The organism is Enterococcus sp. DIV0970a (genome assembly GCF_051711265.1).
GTDB classification, from domain to species: Bacteria; Bacillota; Bacilli; order Lactobacillales; family Enterococcaceae; genus Enterococcus_D; species Enterococcus_D casseliflavus.
This window is the reverse complement of sequence record NZ_JBIOMF010000001.1, coordinates 2,378,397-2,395,000: the sequence shown is the minus strand read 5'-3', so window position 1 is coordinate 2,395,000 and position 16,604 is coordinate 2,378,397. Positions and strand designations below refer to the sequence as shown.

At 42.5% G+C, this 16,604-nt stretch carries 15 protein-coding genes and 10 tRNA genes; 24 read left to right on the top strand and 1 reads right to left on the bottom strand.

Features of this window, described 5'->3' with window-relative positions:
- Nucleotides 1-11: 11 nt before the first annotated feature.
- The 14 genes from IGK14_RS11495 (at nt 12) to IGK14_RS11430 (ending at nt 3,944) form a co-directional block, all read left to right on the top strand.
- Nucleotides 12-83: transfer RNA gene (locus tag IGK14_RS11495), tRNA-Glu, on the top strand.
- Between the two features lie 23 nt (nt 84-106).
- Nucleotides 107-179: transfer RNA gene (locus tag IGK14_RS11490), tRNA-Val, on the top strand.
- 4 nt (nt 180-183) lie between these two features.
- Nucleotides 184-257, top strand: a tRNA-Asp gene (locus IGK14_RS11485).
- A 36-nt stretch (nt 258-293) separates the two neighbouring features.
- A tRNA-Phe gene (locus IGK14_RS11480) sits at nt 294-369 on the top strand.
- Nucleotide 370: 1 nt separating this feature from the next.
- Nucleotides 371-451, top strand: a tRNA-Tyr gene (locus tag IGK14_RS11475).
- 5 nt (nt 452-456) lie between these two features.
- Nucleotides 457-530 (top strand) — tRNA-Trp (locus IGK14_RS11470).
- 28 nt (nt 531-558) lie between these two features.
- A tRNA-His gene (locus IGK14_RS11465) sits at nt 559-631 on the top strand.
- A gap of 10 nt (nt 632-641) precedes the next feature.
- Nucleotides 642-713 (top strand) — tRNA-Gln (locus tag IGK14_RS11460).
- A 41-nt stretch (nt 714-754) separates the two neighbouring features.
- Nucleotides 755-825: transfer RNA gene (locus IGK14_RS11455), tRNA-Cys, on the top strand.
- Between the two features lie 26 nt (nt 826-851).
- Nucleotides 852-936: transfer RNA gene (locus IGK14_RS11450), tRNA-Leu, on the top strand.
- 213 nt (nt 937-1,149) lie between these two features.
- Complete coding sequence (locus tag IGK14_RS11445) at nt 1,150-1,332, top strand: hypothetical protein (RefSeq protein WP_002300846.1); 183 nt, start codon at nt 1,150-1,152, stop codon at nt 1,330-1,332.
- On the top strand, nt 1,322-1,678 hold the full coding sequence (tnpB, locus tag IGK14_RS11440; RefSeq protein WP_010749201.1) for an IS66 family insertion sequence element accessory protein TnpB: 357 nt from the start codon (nt 1,322-1,324) through the stop codon (nt 1,676-1,678). The genes IGK14_RS11445 and tnpB overlap by 11 nt, the downstream gene beginning before the upstream one ends.
- Nucleotides 1,679-1,773: 95 nt before the next feature.
- Nucleotides 1,774-3,294 (top strand): IS66 family transposase, encoded by a 1,521-nt coding sequence (gene tnpC / locus IGK14_RS11435; protein ID WP_010749202.1) that lies wholly within the window; start codon nt 1,774-1,776, stop codon nt 3,292-3,294.
- A gap of 197 nt (nt 3,295-3,491) precedes the next feature.
- The gene (locus IGK14_RS11430; RefSeq protein ID WP_010749203.1) at nt 3,492-3,944 is read left to right on the top strand and encodes an HIT family protein; all 453 of its coding nucleotides are present in this window, start codon (nt 3,492-3,494) and stop codon (nt 3,942-3,944) included.
- A gap of 82 nt (nt 3,945-4,026) precedes the next feature.
- On the opposite strand, the gene IGK14_RS11425 is transcribed toward IGK14_RS11430, so the two are convergent.
- Nucleotides 4,027-6,024 carry a beta-galactosidase gene (locus IGK14_RS11425; RefSeq protein ID WP_010749204.1) on the bottom strand — a complete coding sequence of 666 codons (1,998 nt, stop codon included), beginning with the start codon at nt 6,022-6,024 and terminating at the stop codon, nt 4,027-4,029.
- A gap of 433 nt (nt 6,025-6,457) precedes the next feature.
- Between IGK14_RS11425 and arcA the strand changes: the two genes are divergently transcribed.
- The 10 genes from arcA (at nt 6,458) to IGK14_RS11375 (ending at nt 16,589) form a co-directional block, all read left to right on the top strand.
- The gene (gene arcA, locus IGK14_RS11420) at nt 6,458-7,675 is read left to right on the top strand and encodes an arginine deiminase (RefSeq protein WP_010749205.1); all 1,218 of its coding nucleotides are present in this window, start codon (nt 6,458-6,460) and stop codon (nt 7,673-7,675) included.
- A 384-nt stretch (nt 7,676-8,059) separates the two neighbouring features.
- Nucleotides 8,060-8,371 carry a hypothetical protein gene (locus IGK14_RS11415; RefSeq protein WP_010749206.1) on the top strand — a complete coding sequence of 104 codons (312 nt, stop codon included), beginning with the start codon at nt 8,060-8,062 and terminating at the stop codon, nt 8,369-8,371.
- The gene (locus tag IGK14_RS11410; protein ID WP_010749207.1) at nt 8,372-10,363 is read left to right on the top strand and encodes a V-type ATP synthase subunit I; all 1,992 of its coding nucleotides are present in this window, start codon (nt 8,372-8,374) and stop codon (nt 10,361-10,363) included.
- Complete coding sequence (locus tag IGK14_RS11405; protein ID WP_005229236.1) at nt 10,347-10,820, top strand: V-type ATP synthase subunit K; 474 nt, start codon at nt 10,347-10,349, stop codon at nt 10,818-10,820. The genes IGK14_RS11410 and IGK14_RS11405 overlap by 17 nt, the downstream gene beginning before the upstream one ends.
- A 16-nt stretch (nt 10,821-10,836) precedes the next feature.
- A complete protein-coding gene (locus tag IGK14_RS11400) occupies nt 10,837-11,427 on the top strand; it encodes a V-type ATP synthase subunit E (protein WP_010749208.1) in 591 nt (196 codons plus the stop codon).
- Between the two features lie 14 nt (nt 11,428-11,441).
- Nucleotides 11,442-12,443, top strand: a complete 1,002-nt coding sequence (locus IGK14_RS11395; protein ID WP_005229238.1) for a V-type ATP synthase subunit C — start codon at nt 11,442-11,444, stop codon at nt 12,441-12,443.
- Nucleotides 12,436-12,750, top strand: coding sequence for a V-type ATP synthase subunit F (locus IGK14_RS11390; RefSeq protein ID WP_005229240.1), 315 nt, complete (start codon nt 12,436-12,438; stop codon nt 12,748-12,750). Before IGK14_RS11395 ends, IGK14_RS11390 begins: the two co-directional genes overlap by 8 nt.
- Before the next feature lie 31 nt (nt 12,751-12,781).
- Nucleotides 12,782-14,557, top strand: coding sequence for a V-type ATP synthase subunit A (locus IGK14_RS11385; RefSeq protein ID WP_010749209.1), 1,776 nt, complete (start codon nt 12,782-12,784; stop codon nt 14,555-14,557).
- On the top strand, nt 14,557-15,945 hold the full coding sequence (locus IGK14_RS11380; RefSeq protein ID WP_005237151.1) for a V-type ATP synthase subunit B: 1,389 nt from the start codon (nt 14,557-14,559) through the stop codon (nt 15,943-15,945). The genes IGK14_RS11385 and IGK14_RS11380 overlap by 1 nt, the downstream gene beginning before the upstream one ends.
- Nucleotides 15,945-16,589 carry a V-type ATP synthase subunit D gene (locus tag IGK14_RS11375; protein ID WP_005229243.1) on the top strand — a complete coding sequence of 215 codons (645 nt, stop codon included), beginning with the start codon at nt 15,945-15,947 and terminating at the stop codon, nt 16,587-16,589. The genes IGK14_RS11380 and IGK14_RS11375 overlap by 1 nt, the downstream gene beginning before the upstream one ends.
- Nucleotides 16,590-16,604 lie beyond the last annotated feature (15 nt).

Below are 16,604 nucleotides of genomic sequence, written 5' to 3'. Positions count from 1 at the left end.
TTTTAAACTTAGGTCCGTTGGTCAAGTGGTTAAGACACCGCCCTTTCACGGCGGTAACACGGGTTCGAATCCCGTACGGATCATTACAATTTAATGAACAACCTTCGGGGGTTTAGCTCAGCTGGGAGAGCATCTGCCTTACAAGCAGAGGGTCAGCGGTTCGATCCCGTTAACCCCCATTACGGTTTGGTAGTTCAGTTGGTTAGAATGCCTGCCTGTCACGCAGGAGGTCGCGGGTTCGAGTCCCGTCCAGACCGTTTCATTATTTTTGTAAAACTTATATTTTCTTATATGGCTCGGTAGCTCAGTTGGTAGAGCAATGGATTGAAGCTCCATGTGTCGGCAGTTCGATTCTGTCCCGCGCCACCATGGAGGAGTAGCGAAGTGGCTAAACGCGACGGACTGTAAATCCGTTCCTTAGGGTTCAGTGGTTCGAATCCACTCTCCTCCATTCATAGGGGCATAGTTTAAAGGTAGAACAGCGGTCTCCAAAACCGTTAGTGTGGGTTCAATTCCTGCTGCCCCTGCCATTATATATTTCAACAGTTTCTTATCACGGCGGGTGTGGCGAAGTGGTTAACGCACCGGATTGTGGCTCCGGCATTCGTGGGTTCGATTCCCATCACTCGCCCTTTCATTTTTGGGGTATAGCCAAGCGGTAAGGCAACGGACTTTGACTCCGTCATGCGTTGGTTCGAATCCAGCTACCCCAGTACAATCTTCACTTGATTGTAGATTTCAACAATAGTATAATGGCGGTATAGCCAAGTGGTAAGGCAGAGGTCTGCAAAACCTTCATCACCGGTTCAAATCCGGTTACCGCCTTAGTACTAATACTAACCTTTCAACATGCCGGCGTGGCGGAATTGGCAGACGCGCTGGACTCAAAATCCAGTGCCCGTTGAGGGCGTGCCGGTTCGACCCCGGCCGCCGGTATCATTGATGTATCAGTCTTTTATAAGATTGATACATTTTTTTTGTTTATAAAAGTCTACAAATACGATTTTGGAGGACCACTGTAAGCGTGTCATAGGATAGTATCTCGTACGCCGGTTATCTTTCTTCGTAAGCGTGTCATAGGATAGTATCTCGTACGCCGGTTATCTTTCTTCTATAATTAAACTATTAAATATAGAAGGAGAAAAACGAATGAATAAAAAAGATATTGTACCAGTTCAATTTTCAAGTGCGGCTCAAAAATCGCAAATTGACACCAAGCCAAAACTAGCTTGCAGAATCAAATCGGAAGATAAGGAAATATTTATTTATAATGGAATGGATAAATATCTTTTGTATACCTTGTTAAAAGAGTTGAATGCCAATGCTCATTGATGCAACTGCATTGAAACATATTTTTATCGTTTGTGGAAAAACAGATCTTCGAAAAGGAATTGATGGACTAGCAGCTTTCGTTATAGAAGAATATGACCTTGATGTTTACGATCAAGCGCTTTTCTTATTTTGCGGTACGAAGAAAGATCGCTTCAAGGCTCTTTACTGGGATCAAAATGGATTTGTATTAATGTACAAAAGATTTGAAAATGGGTACCTTCAATGGCCGCGTTCCAGAAAAGAAGTCTTACAATTAAATCCGCTCCTTTTGGAGCGATTGTTGACTGGCCTTTCAATCGAAGAAAAATGTACGCTAAAAGAAACGAAAAAAGGTGCGATATATTAGACGAAAACCTTGTTAAATCAAGGATTTTGTCTGTTTTTCGTTGTCATAAAATGGTATAATAGATGTAAGAAAATCGCTAGAATGGTGGTGTAAAAATGACAAAATTGGAATCTGAACTTCTTGTACAAATCAAGCAATTAACACAGTTGCTTGAAATCCAGCAACAGGAAAATACTCTTCTTAGAGAACAAATTGCTGAAATGAATCGACGCTTGTTTGGACGAAAAAAAGAAACACCACCCGTAGATGGGCAAATCGATTTATTAGACGACTCAACTTTTAATGAACCAGAGCACACTGGACAAGAAAGCCAGGAAACCATTACGGTATCTTCTTTTAAACGCAGAAAACGCAAGGGACTCAAAGCACTTTCATTAGAAGGTCTGCCTGAAGTTCCTATTCATTATGAATTAAAAGGTGCCGATTGTTTGTGTGAAGACTGTGGTCATACTTTACATGATATCGGTGCGACAAGGCTTAGAGAAGAGCCATTGTATGTTCCTGCCCATATAGAAAAACAAGTCATCTACCAACATGCCTATCATTGCAGAGAATGTGAAGCATTAGGAGAAACAAAAATCAAAAAAGCGCCTGTTCCTAAACCGTTGATCAATAATAGTCTAGGTTCCTCTTCAATTGTGACACAGAGTATTTGGGAAAAATTTGTTAAAAAGGTGCCGGCATATCGACAAGAAAAAGAATGGCATGCACTTGGTTTCCCTCTTGATCGTAAAAAAATCACTAATTGGCATATCAAGGTAAGTGAAATGGTTTTAGAGCCAATCTACAATTGCCTTCATCAAGAATTAAGCAATCAGGAGGTCTTACACGCGGATGAGACAAGCTATCGGGTATTGAATACTCATAAAGAAAAGACCTTTTACTGGTTATATGCTTCAGGTAAAAGCGAAGAAAAACAAGTTGTGCTCTACGAGCACGCAAATTCGCGTTCCGTTGATGAGCCCAAAAGTTTTTTAGAATCATTTAGCGGTTTCTTGCATACTGATGGTTACGCGGCCTATGGAAAGCTGCCGGTAAACAATGTTTATTGTTGGGCGCATGTTCGCAGAAAGTTTTTTGAAGCATTGGGTAAACAACCGTCCCCAAAAAGTCATGCCAAAATAGGGTTAGACTTCTGTGACAAGATGTTTCGAATCGAACGGACCTTTAATAAGCTTAGCGCAGAAGAAAGGTTTGTAGCGAGGAAGGAAACGTTGCAGCCTGTGATGACTGAATTTTTTCATTGGTGTGAGAGCTTTGCTTATTTGCCAAAATCGCAGCTTGGAAAGGCGGTTCAATACGCAGTCAATCATAAAGACGGACTTCAGATTGTGTTGCTTGATGGACGGTTGGAACTTTCAAATAACCGAGCAGAGCGTGCCATCAAAGAGTTAGTGATCGGTCGAAAAAACTGGCTATTTTCTAAAAGCTTAAAAGGCGCTAGATCAAATGGAATTATATTGAGTATTATCCAGACAGCTGTTGCGAATGGGTTAAACATCCGCAAATATTTAAATCATCTTTTTACAGAGATTCCCAATCTGTCTTCGATGACACCTGAAGCGCTACGCGCTTATTTGCCATGGAATCAGCAGATACAAGAAATCTGTAAATAATATAAGTCACAAATAACCTGATTTGAGTGTATCAAATCGGGCTATTTGTGTTTAGGTACCATTTTATGACACGCTTACGGACCACTCATATAGCAAAGTTATTTTGTTTTGTTACTATTGAAAGCCTTTCCTAAACCTTGTATAGTTTTTACATGAATAGCCGCAAGTAACAGTAAAGAAAAGAGGGGAGACAAGAAATGAAATGGTATGAGAATAGAATCAAATCGGCGATAGATGGGACAAATCCAATGGTAATCAAAGAATTGCCTGGCAGTTTTGCTGTTTATGGCGATGTCCAATTTCTTCCTGGATATTGTGTATTATTACCTAAAAGAGAGGTGGCTTCTTTAAATGATCTAGATTTAAGCGAGCGACAGATTTTCTTAACTGATATGACTCTTTTAGGAGATGCTATAATACAGGCTTGTTCTCCATTGAGAATCAATTATGAACTATTGGGAAATACCGATAACTTTCTTCATGCACATTTGTTTCCGCGTTATGAATGGGAAACAGACGAAGAGAAAAAAATGCCTGTTTGGTTGTATGACAAATCCCATTGGACTAATCCAGAGTATCATTATTCAGAAAAAAGAGATGGAGAGCGAAGACAAAAGATAAGCTCTTATTTGGAAAACGCCTATCGCTAATCTAATGACTCTCCCTGAATCTAGTAACTTCTATTAAAGAACCTCCATGAAGCGATCGCTTCATGGAGGTTCTTTCCTTAGATCAATCAATATACTTAAGAACTGCGACTTCTTTTGGTTTCATAACTACCAACTGTCTGGTTTCTTTGGTTAGAAGGTCTGCTCCAGGGGCTTTCAGCTTCACTTTGGTTGTCTGCTCGGTGTGGTTTAAGAGAAAGACGAGTGTATAGCCAGCACCTTTGCGGCATGTAACGGAGACCTCAGTAGGAGCAGCCAAGAAGTGCTGGGCATGAGTCGCTAATTTATGATTTTCCAGAATGGTCGCTAAAAATGTAGTTAGCCCTTCAAGAGACAATTCTGTTCCCACGTAATACGCATACCCATCGTCGATCTGATTCATAGTAATGGCTGGCTTATCGGACAAATAACCGGATTGGAAGGTTGCCAAAGATTCAGCACCATTTAGATGAATGACTTCCTCCCATAGAGAATTGTCGTACCGACGACCTTGGAAGTCAATTTGGTGATGGGAAGCTGCTTTCATTGGGTAAAACTCTTCTACAATGATCCCTAAGGTGTCTCTAAACAGTCCTGGATAGCCACCAAGATAGACTTGGTCATATTCATTGACGATCCCACTAAAGAAATTTGTCAAGAAGATGCCGCCTTGTCGCACGTAATCATTGATTTTCTTACCGAAGGCTTCTGGTGCTGAATAGAGATTCGGAGCGATCACTAAAGGATAGCGGTCTAGGGATTCGGAAGGATGGACAAAGTCTACGCTCAAATTTAACGCCCTTAGCGCGGCATACAGGCTGCGTAACTGATGAATGTACTTTAAGGTGCTTGGTTTGGCATCCAATTCCAGCGCCCACCAATTTTCCCAGTCAAAGACAACCGCGACATCAGCCAAGAAGCGCGTCCCAACAATTTCCGACAGTTGCGAAAATTCGTTGCCTAATTGCGCACATTCACGAAAGATACGGCTTGAATGAGGATCTCCGTGAGGCACCATCGCACTATGAAATTTTTCCGCACCGCCACGAGACTGCCGCCATTGGAAGAACATGATGCCATCAGCGCCATGAGCGAGCGCTTCATAACTCCAAAGACGCTGCTGGTTGGGTGTCTTGGCACCATTGATTTGCCGCCAATTAACGGCGCTGGTGGCTTGTTCCATGATCAAAAAAGGTTTTTTCTTTAAACTACGAGTTAGATCGTTAGCAAGAAATTGCGGGTAAGGGATCTTTTCAAAGGGATTCGGGTACGAATTCCAGCTGACTACATCCATTTCGGGTGCCCATTTAAACCCATCCACGTATTTGTGCAAGCCCATAAGATTGGTCATGTAAGGGATGCCTTGTGAATATTTTGCGATCGCCGCCTTTTCGAGTTGATAGAGCTCCAGATTCATGTCGGAAAGAAAACGGCGATAGTCTAACTGCTGCGCAGGATTTTTGAAGGTCGGCATCGCTTCAGGTAGAAAAATTTCCTCCCAGCTGCCATAGGATTGACTCCAAAACTTGGTTGACCACGCATCATTCAATCCAGCGATGGTCTGATATTTCTCTGCTAACCATGTCTGAAATCTTTTCCGACAATGATCGCAATAACACTCGTGGATGTGACAGGTATATTCATTATTGATATGCCACATGACTAGCCCTGGATGATTGGCATAACGGTTTGCGACTGCTTCCGTCAAATCGGTGGCATATTGACGATAGATAGGGGAAGTCGGACAGTAGTGCTGGCGCGCCCCATGAACCAGTCGATTGCCATGAATGGTCACAGGCAGCATCTCAGGATGTTTTTGAACAAGCCAAGCGGGAGGCGAAGCCGTTCCGTTGGCTAGGTCGATCATGATATTGTTTTCATATAAAAGATCCATCAACCAGTCCAGCAAATCAAAATCATAGGTGGATTCATCTGGCTGCAGATTGACCCAGCCAAAAATATTGATACTTACATAGTTCACACCTGCTTCTTTCATTAAGCGCATATCTTCAAGAATGACTTCTTTAGACCATTGTTCAGGATTGTAGTCGGCACCATAGTAAAGTTGACGTTGCGTTTTCATCAAATCACTCCTTTATAGACGTTTCTTTAGCATCAAGATACTTGAATCATAGCAAATATTTATCTGTTTGATAGCGGTATCATTTGAAAATCATGAAATGATCCAAAAAAACAAAAATAATTCAATCTGGTTTCGCAGCTAGGACTATCATCCATCAGTTCTTTTGCCTTGCTGTTTTTTTAACAAAAATATACAATTGAAAAAGGCGGTAAATTAAAGTATCTAGAATTTACATTCTTAGAAAGTTGTTTTTTTATCGGAGGTTTCTTTTTGCTGAAATGCATGTTTATAACTATAGGATCTAAAAAAACTTTGAATCACGAGTAGAAAAAACACGATGAGTCAGAGAAATGAATAATTATGTGATGAGGAATCATAAAAAATGAATGACATAAGTTATTCAACAAAATTGCCAAGAAGGAGAGACAAGTTCATGAACCAGCCAATACAGATTTTTTCTGAGATTGCCCCTTTAAAACGGGTGCTGCTGCATCGTCCAGGCGCAGAATTAGAAAACTTGATGCCGGATTATCTTGATCGATTGTTGTTTGATGATATTCCTTTTTTAACCCAAGCGCAAAAAGAACATGATTTTTTTGCGGATACGTTAAGAAGCAAAGGGGTGGAAGTCCTTTATTTGGAGGATCTAGCTGCTGAAACATTGACAACAACTGGTGCCAAAGAGGCCTTTTTAGAAGACTATTTAAATGAAACAACAATCCTTGATGAAGAGATTCGCAACGAAGTGCGCAACTTTTTCCTGTCGATTAAAGACAATCGCGCCTTTATCGATCATACGATGGCGGGCTTGAAAAAAAGTGAGGTAGAAATTTCAAAAGCCAGTAACTTAACGGCAATCGTTGAAACAGAATATCCTTTCTTGATCGATCCAATGCCAAACCTATATTTCACGCGAGATCCGTTTGCGACGATTGGTCACAGTGTTTCCTTGAATCGAATGTATTCTGCAACGAGAAGACGGGAAACCCTCTACGGAAAACAAATTTTTACGCACCATCCGATGTTTGCCCGCAATGAGACGAACTTTTTGTATCATCGGGACGAAACGACGCGGATGGAAGGCGGGGATCAGCTGATTTTATCAGATAAAATCGTGGCGATCGGGATCTCTCAACGAACAGAAGTTGCCTCAATTGAAAAAATTGCCGAAACGATTTTTGCCACAGAACCGAGTTTCGAACATATCTTGGCATTTAATATCGGCGAGGAACGAAAATTTATGCATTTAGATACGGTCTTCACGATGGTGGATCATGATAAGTTCACGATCCATCCAGAAATAGAGGGAGAACTTTCGCTGTATTCAATCACTAAACACAAGGACGGTGTGCGAGTATATGAGGAAAAAGATACGTTGGAAAACATTCTTTGCCGTTATTTAGATTTGCCTGAAGTCCACTTGATCCGCTGTGGTGGCGACGATTTAGCAGCGGCAGCTAGAGAGCAATGGAATGATGGGTCTAATACCTTGGCGATTGCACCTGGAGAAGTCGTGGTCTATGACCGCAACACCATTACCAATGGGCTGTTAAAAGAGGCAGGAGTCATTTTGAATGAAATCTCGGGCAGCGAATTGGTTCGCGGACGCGGGGGCCCCCGCTGTATGAGTATGCCGTTTATACGTGAGTAGGTCGATGCTTTGTTATTTTAAATGCTTGTCTTTTCTTTAGAAGCATTTAAGTTAAGAAAAAGACGAGAAAAAACTAAAAGAAAGATTTGAAACATCATTTTGTTTCTAATCTTTCTTTTTTGTCATCATTTAACCTCCAATAAAATGAAAAGGATTTCTTTTTGTGAAAATGTGTAATTTTTGTGACTTTTATATGTAAAGACTATAAAAAAACGCTAGGAACCTTGTTCTATCGCAAAATTTATGTTACGGTTATATTAGAAAACGGAAATAGGTGAAGGTATTTGCCACTTATTGATTTTTGACACCCTACGATCAGCGAATGCCATATGCTTGATTTGTAGTGGTTTTTTTTGCGGAAAAAAAGTGAAAGCAGGTGAGAAAATGACAGTAGATGCCATTCGATTATTACAAGAAGCAGAGCAATTTGCGGAAAATAAAAATAAAGAAGCAGAAGCAGAAAAAAAACAATTGGCACAAGCAAGAGAAGAACGGTTGAAGGCGTTTAAAAAAGAGTTGGCAGAAAAAGAAGCCCAACAAAAAGAAGCAATCAACCAAAAAATCGCAGCTGAGTTGGTACAGTCTAAGGAACCACTCTTGGCTAAGACCAAAGCAGAAGTGGAAACACTGCGAACGATCCCTAATGAATTGAAAGAAGAAGCATTAGCAATAATAATAAATAAGGTTGTGACATAAATGGCAATTGCAAAAATGCAAAAGTTCAGTCTGTTGACCTTTTACGATCAGAAAGAAGCTGTTTTAGAGCAGCTGCAAGACTTTCAAGGCGTAGAACTGCTTTCTTCGGAAAAATATTATGATTCTGAAGAAACGACGGGTGTTTTGACACCGGTTCGCGAGGAACAGTCTGAAGAAGAAATGGAGAACCAGTTTGGTCAAGTCAACTGGAGCTTAAATTTTTTAGAAGAATATGTACCCAAAAAAGGAATGCTGGCACAACTGCGGCAACCAATCAAAAAATATACCCTTCAAGAATTGGCTGAAACAGCCCACACCTATCCTTGGCAAGAATTATGCCAAACCCTTCGTAAACAAGACAAACGTCTTCGCTTGATTGATCAAGAAAAACGCGATGTATTAGCACAAGAAGCAGAACTGTCGATCTGGAAGTATTTCAAAGAACGACCAGGTGTTTTAAAAGAATTAAAAAAATCAGGTGGCTTGTTAGGATCGATTCCTACTTCTGAAATGGCTGACTTTACGACCAACAGTGAAAAGCTGCCGCTTGTCTATGTCGAAACCATTTATCAATCACAAACGACAACTTACTTATTGGTACTTTTCCATAAAGATGTAAAAGAAAAAGTAACTACTCTTCTAAAGAAAGCAGCCTTCGAGCAATACATCTACCCTTATGAGGGCATTCCAGAAGAAGATCTGCAAACGATGAAAGAAAAATCCCAACGTCTAATTGATGAAGAAAAAGAAATCAAAGCTTCTCTTGGTGCGATGACAAAAGAGCAAGAAACCTTGCGGATCGTTGCCGAGTATTTAGATGGAGCGATCACCCGCTTAAAAAGCAGTAAAATGCTTTTGCGTTCGACTCATGCGGTCTCGATTTCTGGCTGGGTTCCTGTTGATGGGGCGGCCGAATTAGAAAAACGTATCAAAAAAGGGACCACGGATAACTATTACCTCGAATACCAAGAAGTGACGGAAAAAGAGCTGGCTGATGTGCCGATTTTATTAGAAAACGCACGTTGGATCAAACCTTTTGAAGGACTTGTTCGGATGTACAGCTTGCCGCAATATGACGAGTTAGATCCGACACCATTTATGGCGCCTTTTTACATGGTGGCATTCGGGATGATGGTTGCCGATTTTGGCTATGGATTGCTCTTGTTTCTGGCGACATTTCTGGGGAAAAAGCTGTTCCACCTCAGCAAAGGGCTGGAACAAAATTTGACCCTCTTTCAGTTGTGCTCGATCCCTACGATTATTTGGGGCTTGATCTATGGCAACTTCTTCGGATTTGAATTCTCCTTCCAGCTGTTGTCTGCCCAGGATGATGTCAATCAGATCTTAGTCTTATCCGTGATCTTTGGGTACATTCAGATCATGTTTGGCTTAGCGCTGAAATTCTATATTTTATGGAAGAAAAAAGATCAGAAACTGGCTGCGATGTTCCAAGCCGGTTCGTGGATCGTCTTTTTGATCAGTGTGGTTTTTGTCGCCGCAGGAATGCTGCTTTTCCCTGACACCCCATTACAAACGATTGGGATCGTAATGATCGCTGCCAGTCTTTTAGCAGTGGCAATCGGAGGCAGTTTAGAAGGAAAAACGTTGGCGGGAAAAATCGGTTCTGGATTGTACGGATTGATGGATGTGACCAATTATGTTGGTGACTTGATCAGTTACACCCGTCTGATGGCATTAGGGGTTGCCGGCGGAAGTATCGCCTCAGCCTTCAACTTGATCATTAGCTACTTGCCGCCAGCAGCCCGATTTACCGTCGGTATCTTATTATTTGTGGCGCTACATGGCCTGAATATTTTCTTAAGTTACCTTAGTGCGTATGTTCATGGTATCCGCTTGCAGTATTTAGAGTATTTCGGAAAATTCTTTACGGGGGGCGGACGTGCCTTTGACCCGTTCAAATCAAATGAAAATTATGTAGAGATCATCTCAGAAGAAAAGTTACAGGAGGATAATAATGGAAAATTGGATTAGTTTCTTTTACGAAAATGGTGGAATTGTTTTTGCAGCTTTAGGTGTAGCGACCGCAACGATTTGTGGTGGTATTGGATCAACGATCGGTGTTGGGATGACCAGTGAAGCAGCATCAGGCTTGATCTCAGAGCAACCAGAGAAATTCGGGCAAGCGTTGATTTTGGAATTGCTTTCTAGTACCCAGGGGCTATACGGCTTTGTAATCTCCTTTATGATTTTTGGTCAGATCAGTGGTTCGATCTCATTCGATCGCGGGTTGTATTTGTTTATCGCTTCATTGCCGATCGCGTTAACAGCAATTATCGCCGGTAAATGGCAAGGACGTGCCGCAAGTGCTGCGATGCAGATTTTAGCCAAAAAACCAGAACATGTGACCAAAGGAATTATCTTGGTAGCGATGATGGAAACGTATTGTATTTTAGGGTTCGTTATTTCCTTCTTGCTTGTCTTGAATTAAGAGGAGGGAAAAGTGAATGTCTGATATTACACGTTTAACTGACAAAATAACCGCTGATGCGGAAAAGAAATACCAGCTTCAAATCAAAGAAGCACAAAAAGAAAGTGAAAACCAAGAAAATTTAAAACGAGCACAGTTAGAAAAAGAGCTTAATGAACGGTTAGCTTTTTATGAAAAAGAAAAACGTGCTGCGATGTATTTGGAAATCTCAGATGTGCATATCCAATCAAGAAACAAGGTCTTGGCAGCAAAGCAGTCCGTCTTAGATGAGCTGTTTTCTGAGGCTCTGACCCGTTTAAACACGATGGATCAAGCAGCATTTTACACGTTTATCGCGAAAGGCTTGGCGAATGCACGGTTAACTGGTGAGGTTGAGTTGCTTTTAGGCGAGAAGTCCCGTCATTTCGTAGATGAGGAAATCCTTACTAAGTTGCAAGCATCGGTCCCAGAGGTTCAGCTGAAATTGGTAAATAAGACGATCCCTCGCAAGGGTGGCTTTTTGTTGCGACAAGAAGCAATTGAGTTGAATTTTACCTTTGATGCGCTACTAGAAGCTAACAAAGAAGAGTTAAGCAATACGTTACTGCAATTGATTTTTGAACAGTAAGCAGGTGCAAACAGATGAATGACATCAAATATAATACGTTGAATACGAGAATTCGGACGTATGAATCGCAATTATTCGATCGTAGTCGCTATGAGCGAATGCTCTCAGCTGCCAGCGCAGAGGAAATCTATGGGATGCTGCAAGAAACGGTTTATGGTGACTTCATCAATGAAGATGATCGTGTACACGATTTTGAACAAGTCCTGATGGCTGAGTTGAAACGGGTATACGAAACGATGTATCAGTTGACACCAGAAAAAGCGATCGTTGATTTCTTTGCTTTGAAATATGACTATCAAAATCTGAAAGTTTTAGTAAAAGCGGCGTATATGCAAGAAGATTTTTCGGCGTATCTCGTCCCAATCGGCACCCAGCCACTTTCCGTCCTTAAAGATCTGGTCAAGACCAGAAAAAGTACTCAGGTCGCGCAAGAAATGGTTGCCTGTGTGGAAGAAGTCTTCTCTTATATTGAGAACTATCATGAAGTCCAGTCCATCGATATCATCTTTGACAACCATTATTGGGAGCAATTATGGACGATCGGTAAAGAATACCAAGACGAGTTGCTGCAAAGCTTGATTCGCCGTCAAATCGATATCTTCAATATTTCAACAACGTTGCGCAGTTACGCGATGAAACGCAAGCGCGGCTTTATCAGCGCAGTTTTAGCCGACCATGGGAATTTACCTGCAAGTGAGTTGTTAGCAGAAATCACGACTTCTCTTGAGGCGTTTGTGGGATACTTGCAAGGAACCCCTTATAAAGAGCTGATCAATCATAGTTATGAAGAATTGGTGGAAAAGAAGACCTTGAATACCTTTGATATACGCAAAGACAATTTTCTAATGGCGAAGCTCAAAGAACAAAAAATCGTGCCTTTTGGGCCATCAGCATTGGCAGGGTATTTGTATGCCAAGGAAATTGAAAGCAAGAATTTGCGTATTCTCTTGATTGGTAAAATCAATAAGGTGCCAGAAGAGATTTTAAGAAGTCGGGTGCGTGATAGTTATGCATAAAAAAATAGCAATGATGGGTGGTAAGAACTCGATCTTGCCTTTCAAAGGGCTGGGGATCGATATCTTTCCAGTCAGCGATTTGGATGAAGCCGCCCAACAATTAGAAGAGATGGCTGAAGCGTATGGTGTGATCTTTTTGACCGAGCGGTTGATCGAGCAATTAGAACCGATCGTTCGTCGTTACGAAGAAGTACCGACACCAGCGATCATTCCGATTCCAAGTAGCACGGGTAGTTTAGGGATCGGCATGGCACGAATTCAGCAAAATGTGGAAAAAGCGGTAGGAATGAATATATTAGATTCATAACAGACAAGTCAGCCAGCTAGGAGGAATAAATGTGGCATTTGGCACAATTGAAAAAGTATCGGGACCACTGGTCACCGCCTCAGGATTAAGTGGCGCAAAAATCCACGAAATCTGCAAAGTCAGTGACAAGGGCCTTATCGGTGAGATCATTGAGATCAAAAAAGGGCTGGTTTCGATCCAAGTATACGAAGAAACAGCGGGGATCGGACCAGGCGAGCCCGTAGAAACGACAGGCGCACCATTGTCTGTCGAACTAGCACCAGGTTTGTTGACTCAGATGTTTGATGGGATCCAACGACCATTAGATACGTTTATGTCGCAAACAGAGAGTGATTTTTTGGAGCGGGGGGTCACCATCGATCCACTGAATCGCCAAAAGAAATGGACCTTCGTCCCACAAGTACAAGTCGGCGATACTGTACAAGCCGGTGATATTTTAGGTTCAGTACAAGAAACTTCGGTGATCGAGCATAAGATCATGGTGCCACCAAACTATGAAGGAACCGTCAAAGAAATTATGGTGGGAAATTTTGCGATTACTGAAGTGATCTGTGTTTTAGAAACCATCGATGGTGAAAAATCCTTGACGATGGTTCAGAAATGGCCGGTTCGTCAACCGCGGCCAGTTACTGCTAAATTAAATCCAGGCGAACCGCTAGTCACTGGACAGCGAGTCATCGACACCTATTTTCCAGTGGCAAAAGGCGGCTCAGCTGCTGTTCCTGGACCTTTTGGTGCTGGAAAAACAGTCGTTCAGCATCAGATCGCTAAATGGTCAGATGTGGATATCGTGGTCTATGTCGGTTGCGGTGAGCGGGGCAACGAAATGCGGGATGTCATGAACGAATTTCCTGAGTTGATCGATCCGAATACCGGCAAGTCGATCATGGAACGAACGGTATTGATCGCCAATACGTCGAATATGCCAGTTGCTGCTCGGGAAGCCTCGATCTATACAGGAATCACGATCGCGGAATATTACCGCGACATGGGCTATAGTGTTGCCATCATGGCAGATTCAACTTCTCGTTGGGCAGAAGCACTGCGGGAAATGAGTGGCCGATTGCAAGAGATCCCAGGAGATGAAGGCTATCCGGCTTACCTTGGAAGTCGAATTGCGGAATACTATGAGCGAGCAGGGCGTTTCCATTCATTAGGCACGCAGCCTCGAGAAGGAAGCATTACCGCAATTGGTGCGGTTTCACCTGCTGGAGGAGACATCTCAGAACCGGTCACTCAAAATACCTTGCGAATCGTGAAAGTCTTTTGGGCATTGGATAGCATGCTGGCGCAAAAACGGCATTTTCCATCCATCAACTGGATGAATTCCTATTCCCTTTATGAGGATCAAATCAATTCTTATTTGGATCAATTATTAGGTGATCGCTGGTCGGAGCTAGTCAATGAATCAATGGCGATTCTCCAAGAGGAAAGCCGATTAGAAGAAATCGTTCAGCTGGTAGGGATGGATTCTCTTTCCCAAAAAGACCGCTTGACGATGATGACTGCTCGTTCTTTAAGACAAGACTACTTGCAGCAAAACGCCTTTGATGACGTTGACACGTATACATCTCGTAATAAGCAGTTCAAAATGCTGGAAAACATTCTCTACTTTAATGAACAAGCACAGCGTGCATTGCAGCTAGGTGCTTACTTAGATGAGATCACCAAAGGAACGGTTGATCTGCGTGAGCGCATCGCCCGCAGCAAATACATTCCTGAAGAAGAATTGACTCGCTTGGATACGATCAAGCATGACATCAAAGAAATGTTACAACGAATCATTGAAACTGGAGGTGTTCATTGATGTTAAAAGAATATCGTACAGTTTCCGAAATTGCTGGCCCCTTAATGGTGGTCGAAAATGTTCGAGGCGTGAAATTTGACGAACTCGTTGAGGTCCGCATGGACACAGGTGAGATCCGTCAAGGACAAGTACTGGAAGTCAGTGATGACAATGCTGTTGTCCAAGTCTTTGAAGGTACCAGTAATTTGAGTGCAGAAGAAAGCAAAGCAAGGTTTCTAGGGACTGGTTTGACCCTAGGGGTTTCTCTAGATATGATGGGTCGGGTGTTTGACGGTTTAGGAAAACCAAAAGATAACGGCCCGAGAATCTTGCCAGAAAAACGCATCGATGTAAACGGTGAAGCCATCAATCCGATGGCGCGAGACTTCCCAGATGAATTTATCCAAACGGGGATCTCAACGATCGATCATTTAAATACATTAGTTCGTGGACAAAAACTACCAATCTTTTCTGCGTCTGGTTTGCCTCATAAAGAGATCGCTGCTCAAATCGCACGACAAGCAACAGTACCTAGCCAAGAAGGCAATTTCGCGATCGTCTTCGCAGCAATTGGGATCCCTTTTGAAGAAGCTGAATTTTTCGTGGATGAATTCCGCAAAACCGGTGCGTTAGATCGTTCTGTTTTGTTTATGAACCTTGCCAATGATCCAGCAATCGAACGGATCGCTACACCTAAGATGGCATTGACCGCAGCAGAGTATTTGGCTTTTGAAAAAGGCATGCACGTCTTAGTGATCATGACCGATATGACGAATTACTGTGAAGCGTTGCGAGAAATCTCCGCTGCCCGCCGAGAAGTTCCAGGACGTCGCGGCTATCCAGGGTATCTGTACACCAATTTAGCGACGCTGTATGAACGGGCAGGACGTTTGATGGGCAAAGAAGGATCGGTCACACAAATACCGATCTTAACGATGCCAGATGGCGATAAAACCCACCCGATTCCTGATTTGACCGGCTATATCACGGAAGGACAAATTATTTTGTCGCGAGACCTTTACAAGCGCAATATCAACCCGCCAGTGGATATTTTGCCAAGTCTTTCACGGTTGAAGGACAAAGGAACGGGAGAAGGTAAGACCCGTGCCGATCATGCGGCAACGATGAATCAAATTTATGCCGCCTATTCCGATGGGAAAGCTGCCAAAGAGTTATCGATCGTTTTAGGAGAGTCTGCCTTATCTGATCTTGATAAAAAGTACGCGCGCTTTGCTGATCTTTTTGAAAAAGAGTACGTCAATCAAGGATTTGAAACCAATCGGACGATTGAAGAAACGTTAGATTTGGGCTGGAAGCTATTAGCTACCTTGCCAAAACAAGAGTTGAGCCGTATCAAAGAAGAATTTATCGACGCCTATTACCCGACGGACGAGGATGTGAGTTCTTAATGGCGATCTTAAATGTCAATCCGACACGGATGGAACTAAGTCGTTTGAAAAAGCGGCTGACGACGGCAACCCGTGGTCACAAATTATTGAAAGACAAGCAAGATGAGCTAGTACGTCAGTTCATTCAGCTAGTAAAGAAAAACCAGGAACTTCGCAAAAAGATGGAGACCGCATTGCAAGCAGGAATGGAAGAGTATGTGCTGGCTTCTAGTAGTATTCCCGATGTCGTTTTGCAAGAAGCCTTTATGATCCCTTTGAATAAAGTGACCTTAGATGTGCAAAGCCGAACCATCATGAATATGGATGTGCCAGTGTTGAACCCTGTTTACGAAGAAGAAAGCTCGGATGATGATTTTTCCTACGGTTTTGTGAGTACCACCAGTGAGCTGGATCTCTCGTTGTCCCATCTGGATCAAATGCTACCAGTGATGCTGCAGTTGGCCGAGATCGAGAAAACCTGTCAACTGATGGCCAATGAGATCGAACGGACGAGACGAAGAGTCAATGCGTTAGAGTATATGACGATTCCCAAGCTGACAGAAACCATTCAATACATCGAAAGCAATCTGGCAGAAGACGAACGAGCAACATTGACTCGCTTGATGAAGGTAACGGACATCATTGCAGAAAATGAAGCGAAGTAAGGCTTTTGCAAGCAG